Raw genomic sequence first — 17,685 nt, forward strand, 5'->3', positions numbered from 1 at the left:
CTTGGCGAGGAAAGCCGCGCCCCCGAAGCCCGGTCGCGCGACGCGCTGCCGGATCACTGCCAAACGCCGGTGCGACAGGGTTTGCCAGAGTCCTGATTTCCGGAACGTCATCGGGATCACCCGGCAATCTCTGAACCGCTGCAGAAATTCCGGTTGGGTCGGGAGCGCCTCGGTATTCCAAAGGCGCCCGCGTCGACTATCTCGGCCAGGATTGCAGTGGCCGGCTCGAGGTTCGACGGGAACAACCGGGCTTCATCCGTCTCGAAGAAAGCGAGTCCGCCGGAACGGGGTGCGGCCAGCCCGGCCAGATCCTCCTGGCAGAGGTCGAGGGCGACCTGTGGGACTTCGGGTGGCGCAGCAGCCCGGGCGGTCGGGATTGCGCCAAAGGCAGGGTCCGGCCCACGGTCAACGCGGCGGTCGCGCCGCGGACCCTGGTCCCGCAAACGGAAATCGTGGCGACCGAGACGCTGGCCACGGATGACCGGATCGGGCTCGTTCTCGGGCAGGACCAGCTTCGGGATGGTCGTGTCGGTGGCTACCTGCGGGTTCGGCATGTCCTTGCCGGCAGTCCCGCCGCCGCGGCAGGCATCCGTGCAGGTGACCGCATCGTCAGTGTGTGGGGAGGCGCTGTCGACGAATACGCGTTCATCACCGGGATCCACCAGGACTTCGACCGCAGGTCTCTGATCGACCTTGAGGTGCTTCGAGGTGACGGGACCAAGAAGCAACTTCTGGACCTCGCGGAGGTGCCGGGCGTGCCGGAGAAGGGCATCTCGCAGGCGGTTGCCGACGGGCGGCTCAATCCCGAACCGGACGACCTGCTGGAAGCCTGTCTCGAACTGTCGGATGCATACTACCCCGACATGGAGGCGCGCGCCCGGGCGCGGCTTCTGGAGGAGGGCGACAGCTACGCCGCGAGCTATATCGGGGACATGCGCTGCGATCATGTCGCCCTGAATCACGATGCCGAACGCATCGAAGCATGGAATACGCGCTTTGGTCCAAGGCCCGCACAGCTCGAGACGGGTCGTATCGATCCGACCGTCCTCGCCTATTTCCGGGCGAACGCGGTCACCGGAACGGAGTATGCCCGGCTGCGCTGCGACGTCACCGTTGCACTTGGCGCGCAGGATCCGGCCCTGATCGAGTGTCGTGACGTGGACCCGTCGCGCCAGGACAATTCCGTGTTCGACCAGTTCGCCGCCGCGCGGCCTCCTACACCAAGTCGTGGGACACTACCCGGAACTGTCCTGCGATAGCGATCACCGCCGTCGCATGGAGGCCAACATGATCGCATGCGTGAACGGCGATCCTCCCGTGACCCGGCGCTGATCCGCAGATCGCGCCAAAGGGGACCTGTCTGCTGCGACCGCTCCACGGCCAGCCCTGTCCGCCGGGGAACTGGGGATTTCTGCGTCGCAGTCCGCGCGAAGGTATCCCGGCGCGAGGGATGCTCTCTGTGCGGGCGGGACCGGTTCGGCCTGGTTCCGGCCGAAGCTTTTCGGCTTTTCACGGGCTGGATTGCCTCTGCTCGCGCAGGATCGTGAAGACACCGCTCGCGATGATGATCGCGGCCCCCAGGAGCGTCATCGCGTCCGGGCTCTCGCGCCAGATGAGCCAGCCGAAGAGCGTGGCCCAGAGCAGACCGGTGTAATCAAGCGGGGCCACGATGACCGCCGGAGCGAGGCGGAAGGCCTGTGTCATCATCGTCATCCCCGCCGTGCCGAAAAAGGCGATCCCGGCGAAGAGCCAGAGGTCTTCGGACCGGATCGGGACCCAGACGAAAGGCACGAGTAGCGCGCTCAGAAGCGCTCCGGCCCCCGTCAGGTACACAAGCAGGGTCCAAACGCTCTCGCGCGGGTCGACCCAGCGGGCGCTGAGCATCAGCAGGGCGTAGACCAGCGCCGTCGCGACGGGCAGCAGCGAGATCAGCTGAAACGCCGCCCCGCCCGGGCGGATCACCACGAGAACCCCGGCGAATCCCGCCAGAACGGCAAGCCAGCGCCGCCAGCCGACCTCCTCGCCCAGGAACAGGGCCGAAATCAGCGTGATGAACACGGGCGCGACGAAAATGAGCGCGGTGGCCTCGGCCAGTTCAAGATAGATGAAGCTCGTGAAGAACATCATCGTGGCACCGACCCAGAGGGCGCCGCGCAGCAAGTGAGCCTGCGGCCGGTGCGAGCGGAGGGCGGACGGCCCGCGCATGAACAGCGCAATGGCTATTGTGGCCGGCAAGGCGATCACGTTGCGCAGGAACAGGATCTGCAGTGGCGAATAGCCTGAGGTCAGCGTCTTCGCGATCGCATCGTTGGTGGTGAGGCAGGCGACTCCCACGCACATCAGAAGGATGCCCTGGACGTGTGTTCCCGGTGCGCGGGACAGCGCAATATTCATGTCATCCTCTCCGAGCGGTTCGTGTCGCCGAAGAAAGCTCCGGCGGTACAATGTTCTCCTGCAAGTCTTGGGCCGGACATCCGCGACGACCGGCGCACCCTCGATGGAAATGTTATGCCGGATCGAGGGGCTGGTTCTTGCATTCTGGCCAGAAAAACGTCCGAAACTGGCGGAAGGCAACCACTCAAGGCCGGATTGGCGGAGATGTCATGCAGGCCATCGACGCAACAAGGCGGCCGTATCCTGCGCATGCGGCAGGCTGATTGAGCGCTTTCGGTCACGCATCTCGCGGGCCGGACCGGCCTCGCCCGGTCGCTGCGTTTCCGAGACGGGAGCTCTCGGCCGCATCCCGAGCTGCAACACGCGACACGGCTGCCTGCTTCCGCAAGAGACAGTTTTTCAGGAACGCACCTCGGCGCCGCCATCGTATCGGTGGGTCGCTTTGACTACCCGGCGATTTCGAAGCCTCGGAAGATGCTGCACGCGACCATGACTGACCGGTTCGGGAAAACCCTGTCGCGGCAACGCTGATTGGTGCAAACTCGGCTGGCCTTGTGGCCGGGGCCGCGGCCCCCCACCTTGGAGTGATCTGACAGCAGGAGATGCACGCGCCATGAACAAGAACCTCGCCGCCTTCACCCATCTGGTTTCGCCGCGAGAAGTCCTGTCCCATGCCTGCATCCATTTCCCTCAACAACCTGTCCTGGTCCGCACCTGACGGCTCCCCGCTCTTCACCGATATCGACCTGACCTTCGGCCCGGAGCGCACCGGCATTGTCGGTCGCAACGGCATCGGCAAGAGTACGCTGCTAAGGCTCATCTCCGGGAAGCTTGCTCCGACCTCCGGCCATGTCAGTGCTTCGGGCACCTGGGCCGCGATGCGCCAGGAGGTGCTCGAACATCCCGGGGAGACGGTCGCGGATATCCTCGGCGTCGGCCAGGCGCTGGATCTTCTCGAGCGCGCGGATCGCGGCGCGGCGACCGTCGACGACATGGCCGAGGCCGACTGGACGTTGCCTGTCAGGGTAGAGGCCGCATTGGCGCGTTGCGATCTGCGGGTCGATCCGTCGACGCCGCTTGCCACTCTCTCGGGCGGGCAGCGGACGCGGGCGGCCCTCGCTGCCCTCACCTTCGCCGAGCCCGACTTTCTGCTTCTGGACGAGCCGACGAACAACCTCGATCAAGCGGGACGGCGGAGCGTGATCGAGATGCTGCGCACCTGGCCCGGGGGCGCGATCGTCGTCAGCCACGACCGCGCGTTGCTGGAGGAGATGGATGCCATCGTCGAGCTGACCTCCCTCGGCGCGAGCCGGTATGGCGGCAACTACAGTGCCTTCCGCGCGATGAAGGAGGCCGAGCTTGCCGCCGCCGAGCAGGCCCTGGCACATGCCGGCAAGACACACGACGAGACCGCCCGCCGGGCCCGGCAGGCCGCCGAGCGCAAAGCGCGCAAGGACAGCGTCGGGCGCAAGGCGCGCGCCTCGGGCAGTCAGCCAAAGGTCCTTCTGGACTACGAGAAGGGTCGCGCGGAGGCATCCGGCGGGGCCAACATGCGTCTGCGCGAGGCACGCCGGGAGGCGGCGGACGAGGCACTGGCGGCCGCGCGCGAGAAGGTCGAGGTGCTGACGCCGCTGCGCATGGACATTGCCTACACGGGACTGCCAGCCGGCAAGACCGTCCTGATGCTGGACCGGGTGAGCGGCGGGTATGATCCCGGGCAACCGGTGATCAGGGATCTGTCCCTGACCGTCGCCGGGCCGGAACGTATCGTCCTCGCCGGGCCGAACGGCAGCGGCAAGACAACGCTGCTCAAGCTGATCACCGGCCAGCTCCGCCCCATGTGCGGGGAAGCGCAGGTCGCTGTCCGGTGGGCGCTTCTGGATCAGCATGTCGGATTTCTCTCTTCCGAACGGACGCTACGAGAGAACTTCCTTGCCCTGCACCCCGAGGCCTCGGCGGAGGAGGCTCATGCCGCCCTGGCACGGTTCGGATTCCGTGCCGATGACGCCCGTCGACAGGCAGGAAAACTGAGCGGTGGCGAGCGGCTGCGCGCGGGACTGGCCTGCGTGCTGGGCGGTCCGCGGCCGCCACAGCTCCTCATTCTGGACGAGCCGACCAACCATCTCGACCTTGCCGGCCTGGACGCGCTGGAGGCCGCGCTGGCCGCCTACGACGGCGCGATTCTCGCTGTCAGCCATGACCAGACCTTCGTGCAAAGCCTTGGGCCGGACCGGGTGGTCACGCTGGAGGCATGATCGAGGGCGCAGGCGGGATCATGCGCGTTTCTCGGCGCATCACCGTGTCTGCTGCGGAAAAGAAAATGCCGCGTTGCACCCGCAGTAAACGGCAGCAGGACCCGCACTCGAGAGTTCGGACGGCACTCTTGTTGCGCATGCGTGTCGAACGGCGGTTTCGACAGGCCGCGCATCGGTTCGTGCGCCTCGAAATGCCGGTGCGTGCCGACGCGCGCGTCGCGAAGAGCGGCCGCAGAGGTGCCGATGGCCATAACCCAGCAGAATACGGACCCCAAACTTTGTCCTTTGACCTTTATACGTGGCCGTCCTTAGCTCGACGCGCAAGCCATCAGGGAAAAGGCAAATGACAAACACAATCTCTTTTCTGCCAAGAGTTTCGGCGTCAGTTGTGCTCGCCGCGACGGTGACCGCCGCCATGCCTCATGGCGCCTTCGCCGAGACGCTCAATGTCGGGATCAATTCCGACGTCACCAACCTCGATCCGCACCGCGCGACGGCGACGACCGACAAGGCGCTCGCGGGCTGGATGTTCAACGGCCTCGTGCGCTTTCCGCCGGGCAGCGCCAATCCCGCGGATATCGAGCCCGATCTCGCCGAAAGCTGGGAGGCTTCCGAGGATGGCCTGACCTGGACCTTCACGCTCCGCGAGGACGTGCCGTTCCACGGCGCCTACGGCACCGTGACGGCCGAGGACGTCGTCTACTCGCTGAACCGCGCGGCCAGCACCGACACCTCGTCCTTCGCCGGTGACTACGCCGCCTTCGAGAGCATCGAGGCGGTCGATCCGAAAACCGTACAGATCACCCTGTCCACGCCGGTTGCGGGTTTCCTCGGGCTGGTCGCCAACTACCACGGCGGCAACATCGTCAGCAAAGCTGCGGCCGAGGAGATGGGCGAGAGCTTTAACAACAACCCCGTCGGCACCGGCCCGTTCATGTTCGAAGAGGCCGTGACCCAGCAATACGTGAGCCTCGCGGCGAACCCCGACTATTTCCGCGGCGCGCCCGAGATCGATGACATCCGGTATCGGATCATCCCCTCCGACTCGAGCCGAGAGCTTGCCTTCCAGGCCGGGGAGCTGGACCTGATCTACGGCAAGCGCGAACAGCGGTGGGTGGAACAGACCGCCGCCGCGGAAGACACCACGATCGACGTCTTCCTGCCCGGCGAATACCGCACGCTGCACCTGAACATGACGCACGAACCGCTCGACGACATCAAGGTGCGCCAGGCCGTGGCTCACGCGATCAACGTGGACGAGATCGTGACCTTCGTCGGCCCCGATGTCGGCCCGCGCGGCTGCTCGGTGGTGCCGACCGGCTACCTTGGCGAGAACTGCGATGTCGGCACCTACGAGTATGACCCCGAACTCGCCCGGAGCCTGCTCGAGGAAGCCGGCCATCCTGACGGCGTGAGCTTCACCGCCATCGTGTCCTCGAACGCCTCGCAGCTGCCGATCATGGAAGTGATCCAGGCGCAGCTGTCGCAGGTCGGGATCACGATGGAGATGAACATCGTCGACCACCCGACCTACCACGAGCAGATCCGGCAGGACGCCAGCGACGCGGTCTTCTACGGCGCCGCGCGCTTCCCGGTGGCCGACAGCTACCTGACCCAGTTCTACCACTCGAACGCCATTGTCGGGACCGACACCGGCATCACCAACTTCTCGCATTGCGACGTCGCCGACGAGGCGATCGAAGCGGCCCGCACCGCCACCTCCGAACAGGAGCAGATGGCGAGCTGGGCCGAGGCGCAGCGGCTGATCCACGAAGAGGTCTGCTCGGTGCCGCTTTTCAGCCTGATGCAGGTCTGGGCGCGGCACGATGCGCTCGACTACGGCTACGAGCTGAACGGCGCGCTGAACCTCGCGCCGCCAATCACGGAGAACACCACGCTGTCCCGCTGATCCGGGAGGCCGCCACCACTCACACGCCCGTCACCTCCCGGTGGCGGGCGTTCTCGTTCAGCCGGGGTTGGCGAAGGCGCTCGGCAGGGTATCCACGGCGTTGTGGAACTCCTCGGCGAACGCCTCGACCAGCTCCGACTTCCGGCTGTGCGTCGGCCAGGATATGTGCAGGTCCGACTTGATCTCGGGCTCGAAGCGCCGCACCTCGACGCGGCCGAGCGCGATCTCGGCGACGAGGGCATCTGTGACCGTCACGCCAAAGCCGTTCGCCACGAACTCGCAGACGTTCTGTCCCGTCGTCGCGTCGAGCACGATGTTGGGAAAATAGCCCTCCGTCTCGAAGGCGGCATTGATCCGCCGCCGCGTCAGGCTGGTCACGCCGAAGCCGATGAATGGCTCCCCTTCGAGATCCTTCGGCCGGACAACCTTCTTGGCCGCGAGGCGATGGCCCATCGGCAGCAGGCAGATCATCGGCGGGTTCTTCACCGGTTCGGTGCGGATCGTTTCGTGCTCCACCCGGGTGATGAGAAACCCGATGTCCAGCCGGCGCGAGACCAGCCAGTCGGCCAGAAACTGCGAGCTGCGGGTCTCGACCGAAACGAAGACGTCCGGGTATCTCTCGCGAAAGCCGCGCAGCACGCGCGCCATGAAGGGACCGGCGAGCCCCGGCATGACACCGACCAGGAGCTGTCCCTTTTCCTCGCGGCGGATGCGGTCCACCGCGCGGGCGACCTGATCGACGCTGCCGAAGATGCGGTCGGCCTCCTCGTAGAGCCGCATGCCGCGCTCGGTCGGCACCAGCCGCCCGCTCGAGCGCTCGAAGAGCTGCATGCCGGCGTCCTCCTCGAGATGCGCGATCAGCTTGCTGGCGGCGGGCTGGGAGATCCTCAGCATGAGCGCGGCGCGGCTCACGCTGCCGGTTTCCACCACGGCCATGAGGGCTTCGATCTGGCGCAGGCTCGGCTGGCGCATGAGTATAACCTCGTGGAATAGACAGGCCAATCTTTCTCTTTTGACTTTCTACCCCCAGCGGCGGACAAATCTCAAGAACGCAAGGGGAGAGCCAGATTGCCCGGACCAGATTTCATCGTGATCGGCGCAGGGACCGTGGGAGCCTCGATCGCCTACGGGCTTCTCAAGGCGGGGCAGCGGGTGACGGTTCTGGAAGGCGGTGACCGCGATTTCCGCGCCGCGAGGGCCAACGTTCGGGCTGGTCTGGGTGCAGGGCAAGGGCGCGAACCTGCCACCGTACCAGACCTGGACCATGCAGAGCTCCAACGCCTGGCCCGAGTTCGACCAGGAGCTCGCCGGCCGGTCGGGCCAGGCGCTCGACTATTCCCGCAAGGGGGGGCTCGTCTTCTGCCTCGGCGAAGAGGAGTACAAGAAGCGCGAGGAGCTTCTTCACCGGATGCATAACCAGCGCGGCGAGGCCGACACCTGGATGCTGTCGCGCGACGAGCTGCAGGAGATGGTGCCGGACGCTCCGCTCGGCCCGGACGTCACGGGGGCCAGCTTCGGCAGCCGCGACGGCCACGTGAACCCGCTCAAGCTGCTGGCCGCGCTGCATCGCGGGATCCGGGAACTTGGCGGCACGATCCTCTTCCGCTCGCCCGTCAGCAGCATCGACCGCATCGGCGGCGGATACCGGCTGACCGGCGCCACCGGGACATGGGACTGCGATCGCGTCGTCGTCGCGGCCGGTCTCGCCTCGCCCAAGCTCGTCGCGCCGCTCGGGATCGACCTGCCTCTGCGCCCCCAGCGCGGGCAGGTTCTCGTGACCGAGCGGATGGGCGAGATGTTCCCGTACCCCGCCAGCGGCCTGCGGCAGACCTCCGAGGGCACCATGATGATCGGCGCCACCCACGAGGACGTGGGCGAGGATACGGGCACCACCACCGAGGCGGCCGCGGGGCTCTGCCGCCGCGCCACCCGGATCCTGCCGCAGCTCGCCGGGGCCCGGCTGGTGCGCCAGTGGGCGGGTCTGCGCGTGCTCTCGCCCGACACCGGCCCCGTCTACACCCAGACGCCCGACCTGCCGGGCCTTTGGACGGCAAGCTGCCATTCCGGCGTCACGCTGGCCGCGGCCCATGCCGACATTCTCGCGCCGGCGCTCGCCAATGGCGGATTGCCCGAGGCGGTCAAAGATTTCTCGGAAGGAAGATTCGATGTTCAAGTCAGTGCTTGACGGTGCAGAGCGCGGCCCCGCGGTCACCGTGATGGTCGAAGGGCAGGAGGTCGAGGCCTGGGAGGATGAAACCGTCGCCAGCCTGCTGCTCCGGCATTTCGGGACGGCGCGGTTGACCCCCGTGAGCCAGTCGCCGCGCGCGCCCTACTGCATGATGGGTGTCTGCTTCGACTGCTTGGCGGTGATCGACGGCAAGTGGTCCACGCAAAGCTGTCTCGAGCCCGTGCGCGCGGGCATGTCGATCGAACGCCAGAACGGCGCACGCGAGGTCGAGCAATGACGACGGATGTGGTGATCGTCGGCGCGGGCCCGGCCGGCATGGCCGCCGCTATCGAACTGCGCGCGCTGGGACTGTCCGTGCTGGTCGCGGACGAGCAGCCCGCGCCCGGCGGCCAGGTCTGGCGCGGGGTCGAGCGCAACAATGCCACCCGTCTCGCCGGCGCACTGGGGACGGACTACGCCCGCGGCGAAGCCCTGGTGCGGCGCTTTCGCGACTGCGGGGCCGACTACCGGCCGGAGACGCAGGTCTGGCAGGTCGAGGAGGGCTGGAAGGTCTTCCTCAACCAAGGCGGCAAGGCCTCGGTCGCGACGGCGCGTGCCGTGTTGCTCGCGACCGGCGCGCAGGAGCGTCCGGTGCCCTTCGAGGGATGGACGCTGCCCGGCGTGATGACCGTGGGCGCGGCCCAGATCATGTTGAAATCCGGGGGCTTCATGCCGCAGGGGCCGGTCTGGCTCCGTGGTGCGGGACCGCTTCCGCTGCTTTACGCGCAGCAGATCCTTGCGCTCGGCGGGCGCATCGACGGCATCATCGACACCTCCGCTCCGGCCAATCGGGCGCAGGCGCTGCGGCATCTGCCGCGCGCGCTGCGTGACTGGCGCAGCCTCGCCAAGGGCGCGCGCTGGATGCGCGAGCTGCGCCGCTCCGGCATCCGCATGGTCAAGGGTGTCAGCGAGGTCCGCGCCGAGGGCGACGAGCGCCTGACCCATGTCACCTGGGTCGAGGACGGGCAGCCCCAACGGGCGCCCGCGGCCCTGCTGCTCACCCACGAGGGCGTCATCCCTTCGGTTCACGCCACCCTGTCGCTGGGCTGCGCCCATGACTGGAACGCCGGCCAGCGCTACCTCGCGCCGCGGCTCGACACCTGGGGCGAGACCACCCGCGGCGGGCTCTTCGTCGCCGGCGACGGGGCCGGTATCGGCGGCGTCGACGCCGCGGTTGCCCGGGGCGGACTGGCGGCGCTCGGCATCGCGCGTCGCCTCGGCGACGAGGTCGACGGCGACAAGCGGGCGGCCTTCGAGGCGGATCTCTCCCGCGCCCTCGCCACGCGGCCTTTCCTGGACGCGCTCTATCCCGCGCCGGAGGGCAGGATCCCCGACGGGTTGATGGTCTGCCGATGCGAAGAGGTCACGGCCGGACGCATCCGCGAGGCCGCCCGCGAGGGCGCGCCCGATCCCAACCAGGTCAAGGCCGCCACGCGCGCCGGCATGGGACCCTGCCAGGGCCGCCAGTGCGGCTACACCGTGTCCCGCCTGATCGCCGAGGAGCACGGGATCGAGGCCGGCCACGCGGGTTTTTTCAATATCCGCCCGCCGCTCAAGCCGATCACGCTCGGCGCGCTGGCCGCGCTGGAGCTTCCCGAGGAGGCGGAATGACCTTCGACGCGCTGGTCATCGGGGGAGGATTGCACGGGCTCTCGGCCGCGCTGCAGGCAGCCCGCCGGGGCATGAAGGTGGCGCTGGTCGAGCGCGACTTCCTCGGACGCCACGCCTCGGGCGCGACGGCCGCCGGGGTTCGCACGCTGGGACGTGACCCGGCTGAGCTTCCTCTCAGCCTCGAGGCCGCCGAGACCTGGCACGTCATGGAGGAACTCGTCGGCGACAGCTGCGGCTTTCACGCCACGGGCCAGGTCCAGGTGGCCGAGGACGAGGCCGCGATGGAGAAGCTCCGCGCCCGTGTCGAGGGCCTGCAGGCGCGGGGCATGTCGCACGAGGAACTGATCGGCGCGAACGAACTGAAATCGCTGGTGCCCGCCATGACCGGCCCCTGCGTCGGCGCGGCCTGGACACCACGCGACGGCGCCGCCGATCCGCACGTGACCATCCGCGCGTTTCGCACCGCCGCGCTCGCCGCCGGGGTCGAGATGCACGAGCAATGCGCCGTCACGGGGCTTTCGCGGCGCGAAGGCACGTGGATCGTGACCACCAGCAAGGGCGCCTTCGAGGCCCCGGTGGTGATCAACGCCGCCGGGGCATGGTCGGCCGAGATCGCACGGCTGGCCGGCGATCCGCTTCGGCTCGGGCTCAAGCATTCCATGATGATCGTCACCGAGCGGGCCAGCAGGGTGGTCGCTCCGGTCATCAGCGCCATGGGCCGCCGTCTTTCGTTCAAGCAGACCGACGCGGGCACGCTTCTGATCGGCGGTGGCGTCCAGGGCCGCATCCACGACGATGGTCAGAGCGCCGTCGTCGACTTCGCCGCGCTCGCGCTTGCGCTCGACACGACCCGGCGGCTCTTTCCCTGGACCGAGGGTCTGCGCATCGTGCGCACCTGGGCGGGAATGGAGGCCACGACCGACAATCACCTGCCCATCATCGGCTTCTCGAACCGTGCCGAGGGCCTGATACACGACTTCGGATTCTCCGGTCACGGCTTCCAGCTCGTCCCGTCGGTGGGTCGCGTGGTGGCCGAACTGGCCGCCGAGGGACACACCGAAACCGACCTCTCGGCCTTCGATCCGGCCCGCATCGAACTGGAAAGGGATGCCGCATGATACGATACGTCATCAGACGGCTGCTTCTGGCCATTCCAACGCTGCTGGCGATGCTGACCATGGTCTTCGTTCTGGTCCGGCTCGTTCCGGGCGACGCCGCCGTGTCGATGCTGGGCGACCAGGCCAGCGAACAGGCGCTGGACGCGCTGCGCGCGCGGCTCGGCCTCGACCAGCCGATCCACGTGCAGTACCTGACATTCCTCGGGGACATGCTGCGCGGCGACTTCGGCACCTCGATGTCGAGCGGGCGCTCGGTGCTCTCCGAGGTCTGGCAGGTGCTGCCCTACACGCTGGAGCTGACCGCCGCTGCCATGGTCATTGGCGTGCTCTTCGGCCTTCCGCTTGGCACCTTCGCCGCGCTCTACCGCAACCGGTGGCCCGACTATACCACACGCCTGCTGTCGCTGACCGGGCTTTCCTTTCCGGGCTTCGTGTCGGGCATCCTGATGCTGCTGGCCTTCGCGGTCTGGCTGCGCTGGCTGCCGGTCATGTCGTCGGCCTCGTCCGATCCGTTGACGCACATGCGCAACCTGGCGCTGCCGGCCCTGAACCTCGGGCTCATCATGACTGCCTACATCACCCGGGTGACGCGGTCCTCCATGCTCAACGTCCTGGGCGAGGACTTCATCCGCACGGCCCGCGCCAAAGGCGTGCGTCCCGGACCGCTGGTCATGCGCCACGCGCTGCGCAACGCGCTCATTCCGATCGTGACCGTCGTGGGCCTCTACTTCGGCACGCTGATCGGCAACTCGGTCCTGACCGAGATCGTCTTCACCCGCCCGGGGCTGGGCAAGCTGATCCTGGGCGCACTGCAATCGCGTGACTACACGCTGCTGCAGGGCCTGATGGTGATCTTCGCCGCCTTCGTCATCCTCGTGAACCTGTTGACCGACCTGATCTACGCCGCGGTCGACCCCCGAGTGAGCTACGCAAAATGACCGCCATGCCCGCACCCCCGCCAGCTCGCAAGCAATCGGCCCTCCTGGCCACGCTCAACCGCAACCGCCTGTCCTGGGTCGGCATCGGCATGCTCGCGGTGATCTTCGCCGTCGCGATCTTCGCGCCGCTGCTCTCGCCGCACGATCCGTTGCAGCAGAACATCCTCCACCGGCTCGAGCCGCCCTCGGCGGAATTCTGGCTTGGCACCGACAGCTACGGCCGGGACGTGCTGTCGCGTCTCTTCCACGGCGCGCGCATCTCTCTGACCATCGGCTTTCTCGCCGTGCTCGTCGCGATGATCGTCGGCTCCACGCTGGGGGTTCTGGCGGGCTACATCGGCGGCATCTTCGACCAGGTGGTCATGGGCATCGTCGACGTGATGCTGTCGTTCCCGACGCTGCTTCTCGGGCTCATGGTCGCGGCGATGCTGGGCGCGAGCCTCGAGAACCTCATCATCGCCATCGCGATCACCGAAACCGCGCCCTTCGTCCGGGTCGCCCGCGCGCCGACCATCGCCATGAAGCGGCAGGACTTCGTCGAGGCGGGCAGGGCACTCGGCTTCTCGCCCGGGCGGATCATGGGTGTTCACATCCTGCCCAACATCCTGTCGGACATCGTGGTGGTGGCGTCGCTCTGGATGGCCAGCGCGATCCGCACCGAGGCGTCGCTGTCCTTCATCGGCCTCGGCGTCAGCCCGCCCACGCCGACCTGGGGCGGCATGATCCGCGAGGGGTTCGAGAACATCCTCTCCGCATGGTGGCTCGTGGTCTTCCCCTCGCTCGCGATCCTTCTGACGGTTCTCGCGCTCAACATCCTCGGCGACGCCCTGCGCGACGCCATCGACCCCAAGCTGAGAGGTGAGGAATGACGCCGGTTCTCGACATCAAGGGCCTGACCACCGAGTTCCGCGTGAAGAACGGCTGGCACGCGGCGGTGCGCGGGATCGATCTCAGCGTGAACGCCAACGAGACGCTCGCCGTCGTCGGAGAAAGCGGATCGGGCAAGAGCGTCACCGCGCTCTCGACCCTGCGGCTTCTGCCGCAGACCGGGGCGCGCATCTCGCGGGGCGAGGTCGGTTTCGGCGGACGCGACCTGACAAAGCTCTCCGAGCGCGAGATGTCGCGGATCCGCGGCAACGACATCGCGATGATCTTCCAGGAGCCGATGACCTCGCTCAACCCGACCATGACGGTGGGCGACCAGATCGCCGAGGGGCTGCTGATCCACCGCGGCATGTCCCGGACGGAGGCCGCGAAGGAGGCACGCCGCCTGCTCGACGAGGTGCGCGTGCCCGATCCGGCCCGGCGGGTGAACGACTATCCTCACCAGTTCTCGGGCGGGATGCGGCAGCGTGCCATGATCGCGATCGCGCTGGCCTGCCGGCCCAAGCTGCTGCTCGCCGACGAGCCGACCACGGCGCTCGACGTGACGGTGCAGGCGCAGGTGCTGTCGCTGCTCGACGACCTCAAGCGCGATCGCGGCATGGCCATCGTCTTCATCACCCACAACCTCGGCGTGGTCGCCCAGATCGCGGACCGGGTGGCGGTGATGTACGCGGGCGAGATCGTCGAGACCGCCACCTGCGACACGCTTTTCGCCGACCCTGTCCACCCCTACACCGAGGCGCTGCTCAAGGCGATGCCGCGGGTCGACCGCAAGGCCGAAAGCCTCGAGCCGATCCCCGGCTCGGTCCCCTCGATCTCGGCGCGGCCGGCAGGCTGCGTCTACGCGCCCCGCTGCAACTACGTCCAACCTTCGTGCGCGGCGCACCCCTCGCTCGTGCCCGTGGGCGGCAACCACGAGGCCCGCTGTCCGGTGCGCGCCGACAAGGGAGAAGCAGCATGAACGGATTGCAGGTTCGCGGACTGAAGAAGCACTTCATCCTGGGCGGCGGCTTTCTTGGCGGCAAGACGAGCCGCGTCCGGGCGGTCGAGAACATGAGCTTCGATGTTCCCGAGGGCGCCAGCGTCGGTCTCGTCGGAGAGTCGGGGTGCGGGAAATCCACCGTGTCCCGCGCCGTGCTGCGGCTGGTGGAGCCCGACGAGGGCACCGTCACCTTCAACGGCACCGACGTGCGCGCCGCGTCCCCGGCCCAGATGCGCAAGCTGCGGCAGAAGATGCAGTTCATCTTCCAGGATCCTTATTCCTCGCTCAACACCCGCCGGACCATCCGGCAGACGCTGGAAGAGCCGCTCAAAGTCCACCGCATGGGCTCCCCGGCCGAGCGGCGTGAACGGGTCGAGGCGATCCTGCCCGAGGTCGGTCTGCCGCAGGAAGCGCTCGACCGCTACCCGCACGAGTTTTCCGGAGGCCAGCGCCAGCGCATCGGGATTGCCCGCGCGCTGGTGCTCGAGCCCGAGCTGGTCGTGGCGGACGAGCCCGTCTCGGCGCTCGACGTGTCGGTGCAGGCCCAGATCCTGCGACTGCTCGACGACCTGCGCCAGCGGCGCACGCTGTCGTTCCTCTTCGTTTCGCACGACCTCGGGGTGATCCGGCATTTCTGCGATGTCACCTGCGTGATGTATCTCGGCCACCTGATCGAGTACGGGCCGACCGAAGAGATCCTCGACGACCCCGCGCATCCCTACACCATGCTCCTGCGCGAAAGCTCTCCGGTGCCGGACCCCACGTCGCGGATCGCCAACGCCAAGATGACGGGCGAGATCCCGTCTCCCGCCAACCCGCCGACCGGCTGCCCGTTCCACACCCGCTGCCCGAGGGCCACGCCCGAGTGCAAGGAGGTCATGCCGAAGATGAAGGAGATCGCGCCGGGCCGGCAGGTTGCCTGCCATCTCTACTGAAAGGGCAGGGGATACCTTCCGGCCAGAGCTATCCCGACGTCGGTTCGGCAGGCACAAGGGCCGGCGACATGTGGCAACCGGACACCAGCGGTATCCAGGGGACTTCTTCTCGGCTGTCTTTCTCGCCGGAACTGTCGTCGACCGGCCGGGACCCCCGAGGCGTCCATAGACTGATCCTGCTCCGTATCGGGCCGACGATGGGCCCGAGCGGATCGGCGCGGAAACAAAGGGGCGGGCGTGCCGTGATAGCTCCCGCACCATGCGGCGTGACGTCGGCTTGATGCAGTCGCCTGAACTCCGATGTCGCACGGAATTCCACCACGGAAACGGACGGCAGTTCGACGCCGCCGCGGCTCGCCGGAACTCGGCAATGGTTCGACGAGTTTTGTAATATCTCAAGCACCGAAGAACGGCCGCGGCTCGGTTCGTGCGGCGCAACTCCAATCGCGGGATCGACCGATATGACCGACGCAAGACTGCCCGTTACCCGTGGATTCGCTCGCCTCACCTCGGATATCGCGGCGCCCCTCGGGCCCGGGGCCGCAGCGGCCTCCCCGCTCGCGCCGCGCGTCGCGGTGGTCTTCGGCGGGCGGATCTGAGGGTTTCCATGCCAGAAGGAAGTCAACCGGACGCCTGCGCCAGTGCCGCAACGCCGCCCGAAGTGGAAATCGGCTGGCTGCTCGAGGGCGATCTGCCGGTCGAGCAGCGCAACGCCGCCAAGGAAGCCGCAGCAGAGATGCAGCGGACGCTCGCCGATCTCTTGCCGGGGTTCCACTGGGTGATCGAAACGATCGAGCGGCCTGGCACCACCGAGCGGGGCCCGGTCGAACCCGTGCGCCTGCTCGATGCGGCCGAGATCGACCGGCACCAGCGGGGCTGGGACTTCGTCTTCGTCGTCACGAGGCGGGAGTTGCGAGGACGCGAACGGCAGCGCGTTCTCGGAGTCACCGCAGGCATCTTCGCCAGTGCGCTCGTCTCGACCGCCTTTCTCAGCGATCCTGCAAGCGAGCAGAAGCCGCTCGGCGCACGCCTCCACACGCTCACCATGCATGTCTTCGGCCGGCTGAACGGACTTGCGCCGGACGATGCCCCGACCTGGATGCGCCCGGTCGAGAACCCTGACGATCTCGACGAGATGGAGGGTTACGCGCCGCCAGCCGCAAATGCCCTGTCGGCACGGATGGAGGAAGTCGCGGACCTGCGTGTCGAGGAAACGGAGGACGCGGGGAAGGGATGGCTCCGATTCTACGCCCGTTCGCTTTGGCAGAACCGGGGCGCCCTGCCGGGCGTGATCGCCAGGATGCGCCCCTGGAGCTTTCCGCTACGCCTGCATCGCCTGATGACGGCGGCCGGCTCGGCGCTCGCCGTCCTGATCATGACTGCAGAATCCTGGGAAGTGGCGGCCAATCTCTCGGCAGCGAAGATAGCCATCCTGTCACTTGCGGCCATACTCGGAACGAGCGGCTATCTCATCCGCGCACAGCACCTCCTCGCCTCCCGGCGCGGCCCCCTGCGCGAGCAACGGGCAGTGAGCAACGCGGGCATCACCGCCGCCGTCGTTGCCGGAATGGCCGTGACCTACGCGGGGATCCTTGCGCTTGCTTCCGTGTTCGCCGCAGGGCTGTTCGGCGATGATCTGATCGTGGCCTGGACGGGTGTATCCGACACGGCGGCGGTTTCGGTCCGTGCTCGCCTCGCCGCGCTCGCGGCCTGTCTAAGCGTGGTCATCGGAGCACTTGGCGCCGCTTTCGAGCCCTACGGCTATTTTCGGCATGTCACGCAGATCGACGACGAGATCTGAAAGATGTGTGACCTGCTTCGCATGGAGGCACCGTCGGCGGAGAAGTGCGCCGCAACAATTCGCGGACGAAGCAACATTGTGTTGCACCTCCCCCGCAAAAAAGGGCAAAAGGCCCGCCAATCGAGGGAAATCGGTCAGGTGACCATGAGCGCAGAGCCAGGAAAACAGGGGGGTTCGGACGTCCAACGGGCCGCGCGGCTGAGCGTCGCCCCGATGATGGACTGGACGGTTTGATCCAGAATATATTCATATAATCAATACACTAAGCGGTCATCTTGTGTACCAAGTACCAAATTTTTCGCGGATGCCTTTTGTGAAGATCGCGGCGACGACATGTTAGGGCTAGTCCAAGTTTGGCCTGCTGCTCCTTCAAGGCCACCGCGGCGTTGTCGCGGAACGATGGCTTGAGGCTTGACGGCCCCTTTACCGGTCTTTGTCAGGCGATGCAGACGATCCCGGCGGTGCCGAGGGCCGAGAAGCGGTTCATCAGTGCAACGCGCATCTTGATCTCGGCGGATTAGCGGCCGGGGTTTCTAGCGGCAAAGCGTTTTTCGAAGGAGTTCAGGCAACGCATCTTTGCCTCGATACGCCTCCGTCCAGTCCAGGTCCGCCATCTTCAACGGGCTGGCC

General features: G+C 67.3%; 14 protein-coding genes and 2 pseudogenes. 13 read left to right on the forward strand and 3 right to left on the reverse strand.

Going from position 1 to position 17,685, the window contains the following annotated elements; translation table 11 throughout:
• Positions 1-452: 452 nt before the first annotated feature.
• Positions 453-1,259, forward strand: coding sequence for a PDZ domain-containing protein (locus SALMUC_RS15225; protein ID WP_020039678.1), 807 nt, complete (start codon positions 453-455; stop codon positions 1,257-1,259).
• Positions 1,260-1,509: 250 nt separating this feature from the next.
• Here the strand turns inward: SALMUC_RS15225 and SALMUC_RS15230 are convergent, their stop codons facing one another.
• Positions 1,510-2,394, reverse strand: a complete 885-nt coding sequence (locus SALMUC_RS15230; protein ID WP_020039677.1) for a DMT family transporter — start codon at positions 2,392-2,394, stop codon at positions 1,510-1,512.
• A gap of 671 nt (positions 2,395-3,065) precedes the next feature.
• Between SALMUC_RS15230 and SALMUC_RS15235 the strand changes: the two genes are divergently transcribed.
• Together SALMUC_RS15235 and SALMUC_RS15240 are read left to right on the forward strand one after the other, a co-directional pair.
• Entirely contained in the window at positions 3,066-4,649 is a 1,584-nt protein-coding gene (locus SALMUC_RS15235; RefSeq protein ID WP_020039676.1) for an ABC-F family ATP-binding cassette domain-containing protein, read from the forward strand.
• A gap of 343 nt (positions 4,650-4,992) precedes the next feature.
• Entirely contained in the window at positions 4,993-6,558 is a 1,566-nt protein-coding gene (locus tag SALMUC_RS15240; RefSeq protein WP_084514002.1) for an ABC transporter substrate-binding protein, read from the forward strand.
• A gap of 57 nt (positions 6,559-6,615) precedes the next feature.
• Here SALMUC_RS15240 and SALMUC_RS15245 read toward each other — a convergent pair whose 3' ends face one another.
• Positions 6,616-7,530, reverse strand: a complete 915-nt coding sequence (locus tag SALMUC_RS15245) for a LysR substrate-binding domain-containing protein (RefSeq protein WP_020039674.1) — start codon at positions 7,528-7,530, stop codon at positions 6,616-6,618.
• A gap of 135 nt (positions 7,531-7,665) precedes the next feature.
• Between SALMUC_RS15245 and SALMUC_RS31850 the strand changes: the two are divergent.
• The 10 genes and pseudogenes from SALMUC_RS31850 to SALMUC_RS15290 form a co-directional block, all read left to right on the forward strand.
• Positions 7,666-7,725, forward strand: a pseudogene (locus tag SALMUC_RS31850) (hypothetical protein); the annotation flags it as partial.
• A 4-nt stretch (positions 7,726-7,729) separates the two neighbouring features.
• Complete coding sequence (locus tag SALMUC_RS31170) at positions 7,730-8,743, forward strand: NAD(P)/FAD-dependent oxidoreductase (RefSeq protein WP_021120465.1); 1,014 nt, start codon at positions 7,730-7,732, stop codon at positions 8,741-8,743.
• On the forward strand, positions 8,724-9,023 hold the full coding sequence (locus SALMUC_RS15255) for a (2Fe-2S)-binding protein (protein ID WP_020039672.1): 300 nt from the start codon (positions 8,724-8,726) through the stop codon (positions 9,021-9,023). Before SALMUC_RS31170 ends, SALMUC_RS15255 begins: the two co-directional genes overlap by 20 nt.
• Entirely contained in the window at positions 9,020-10,396 is a 1,377-nt protein-coding gene (locus SALMUC_RS15260; RefSeq protein ID WP_020039671.1) for an FAD/NAD(P)-dependent oxidoreductase, read from the forward strand. The genes SALMUC_RS15255 and SALMUC_RS15260 overlap by 4 nt, the downstream gene beginning before the upstream one ends.
• On the forward strand, positions 10,393-11,514 hold the full coding sequence (locus SALMUC_RS15265; protein ID WP_020039670.1) for an NAD(P)/FAD-dependent oxidoreductase: 1,122 nt from the start codon (positions 10,393-10,395) through the stop codon (positions 11,512-11,514). The genes SALMUC_RS15260 and SALMUC_RS15265 overlap by 4 nt, the downstream gene beginning before the upstream one ends.
• Positions 11,511-12,452 carry an ABC transporter permease gene (locus tag SALMUC_RS15270; RefSeq protein ID WP_020039669.1) on the forward strand — a complete coding sequence of 314 codons (942 nt, stop codon included), beginning with the start codon at positions 11,511-11,513 and terminating at the stop codon, positions 12,450-12,452. The genes SALMUC_RS15265 and SALMUC_RS15270 overlap by 4 nt, the downstream gene beginning before the upstream one ends.
• Positions 12,453-12,457: 5 nt before the next feature.
• Positions 12,458-13,321: an ABC transporter permease gene (locus SALMUC_RS15275; RefSeq protein WP_021120466.1), complete on the forward strand. Its 864-nt coding sequence runs from the start codon at positions 12,458-12,460 to the stop codon at positions 13,319-13,321.
• Positions 13,318-14,298 carry an ABC transporter ATP-binding protein gene (locus SALMUC_RS15280; RefSeq protein WP_020039667.1) on the forward strand — a complete coding sequence of 327 codons (981 nt, stop codon included), beginning with the start codon at positions 13,318-13,320 and terminating at the stop codon, positions 14,296-14,298. The genes SALMUC_RS15275 and SALMUC_RS15280 overlap by 4 nt, the downstream gene beginning before the upstream one ends.
• Positions 14,295-15,254 (forward strand): ABC transporter ATP-binding protein, encoded by a 960-nt coding sequence (locus tag SALMUC_RS15285; RefSeq protein WP_020039666.1) that lies wholly within the window; start codon positions 14,295-14,297, stop codon positions 15,252-15,254. Before SALMUC_RS15280 ends, SALMUC_RS15285 begins: the two co-directional genes overlap by 4 nt.
• Before the next feature lie 607 nt (positions 15,255-15,861).
• Complete coding sequence (locus tag SALMUC_RS15290; protein WP_156883527.1) at positions 15,862-17,055, forward strand: hypothetical protein; 1,194 nt, start codon at positions 15,862-15,864, stop codon at positions 17,053-17,055.
• 436 nt (positions 17,056-17,491) lie between these two features.
• Here SALMUC_RS15290 and SALMUC_RS31175 read toward each other — a convergent pair.
• Positions 17,492-17,668: pseudogene (locus SALMUC_RS31175) on the reverse strand (IS5/IS1182 family transposase); the annotation flags it as partial.
• Positions 17,669-17,685 lie beyond the last annotated feature (17 nt).

Origin of the sequence: Salipiger mucosus DSM 16094 (assembly GCF_000442255.1) — a bacterium.
Taxonomy (GTDB): domain Bacteria; phylum Pseudomonadota; class Alphaproteobacteria; order Rhodobacterales; family Rhodobacteraceae; genus Salipiger; species Salipiger mucosus.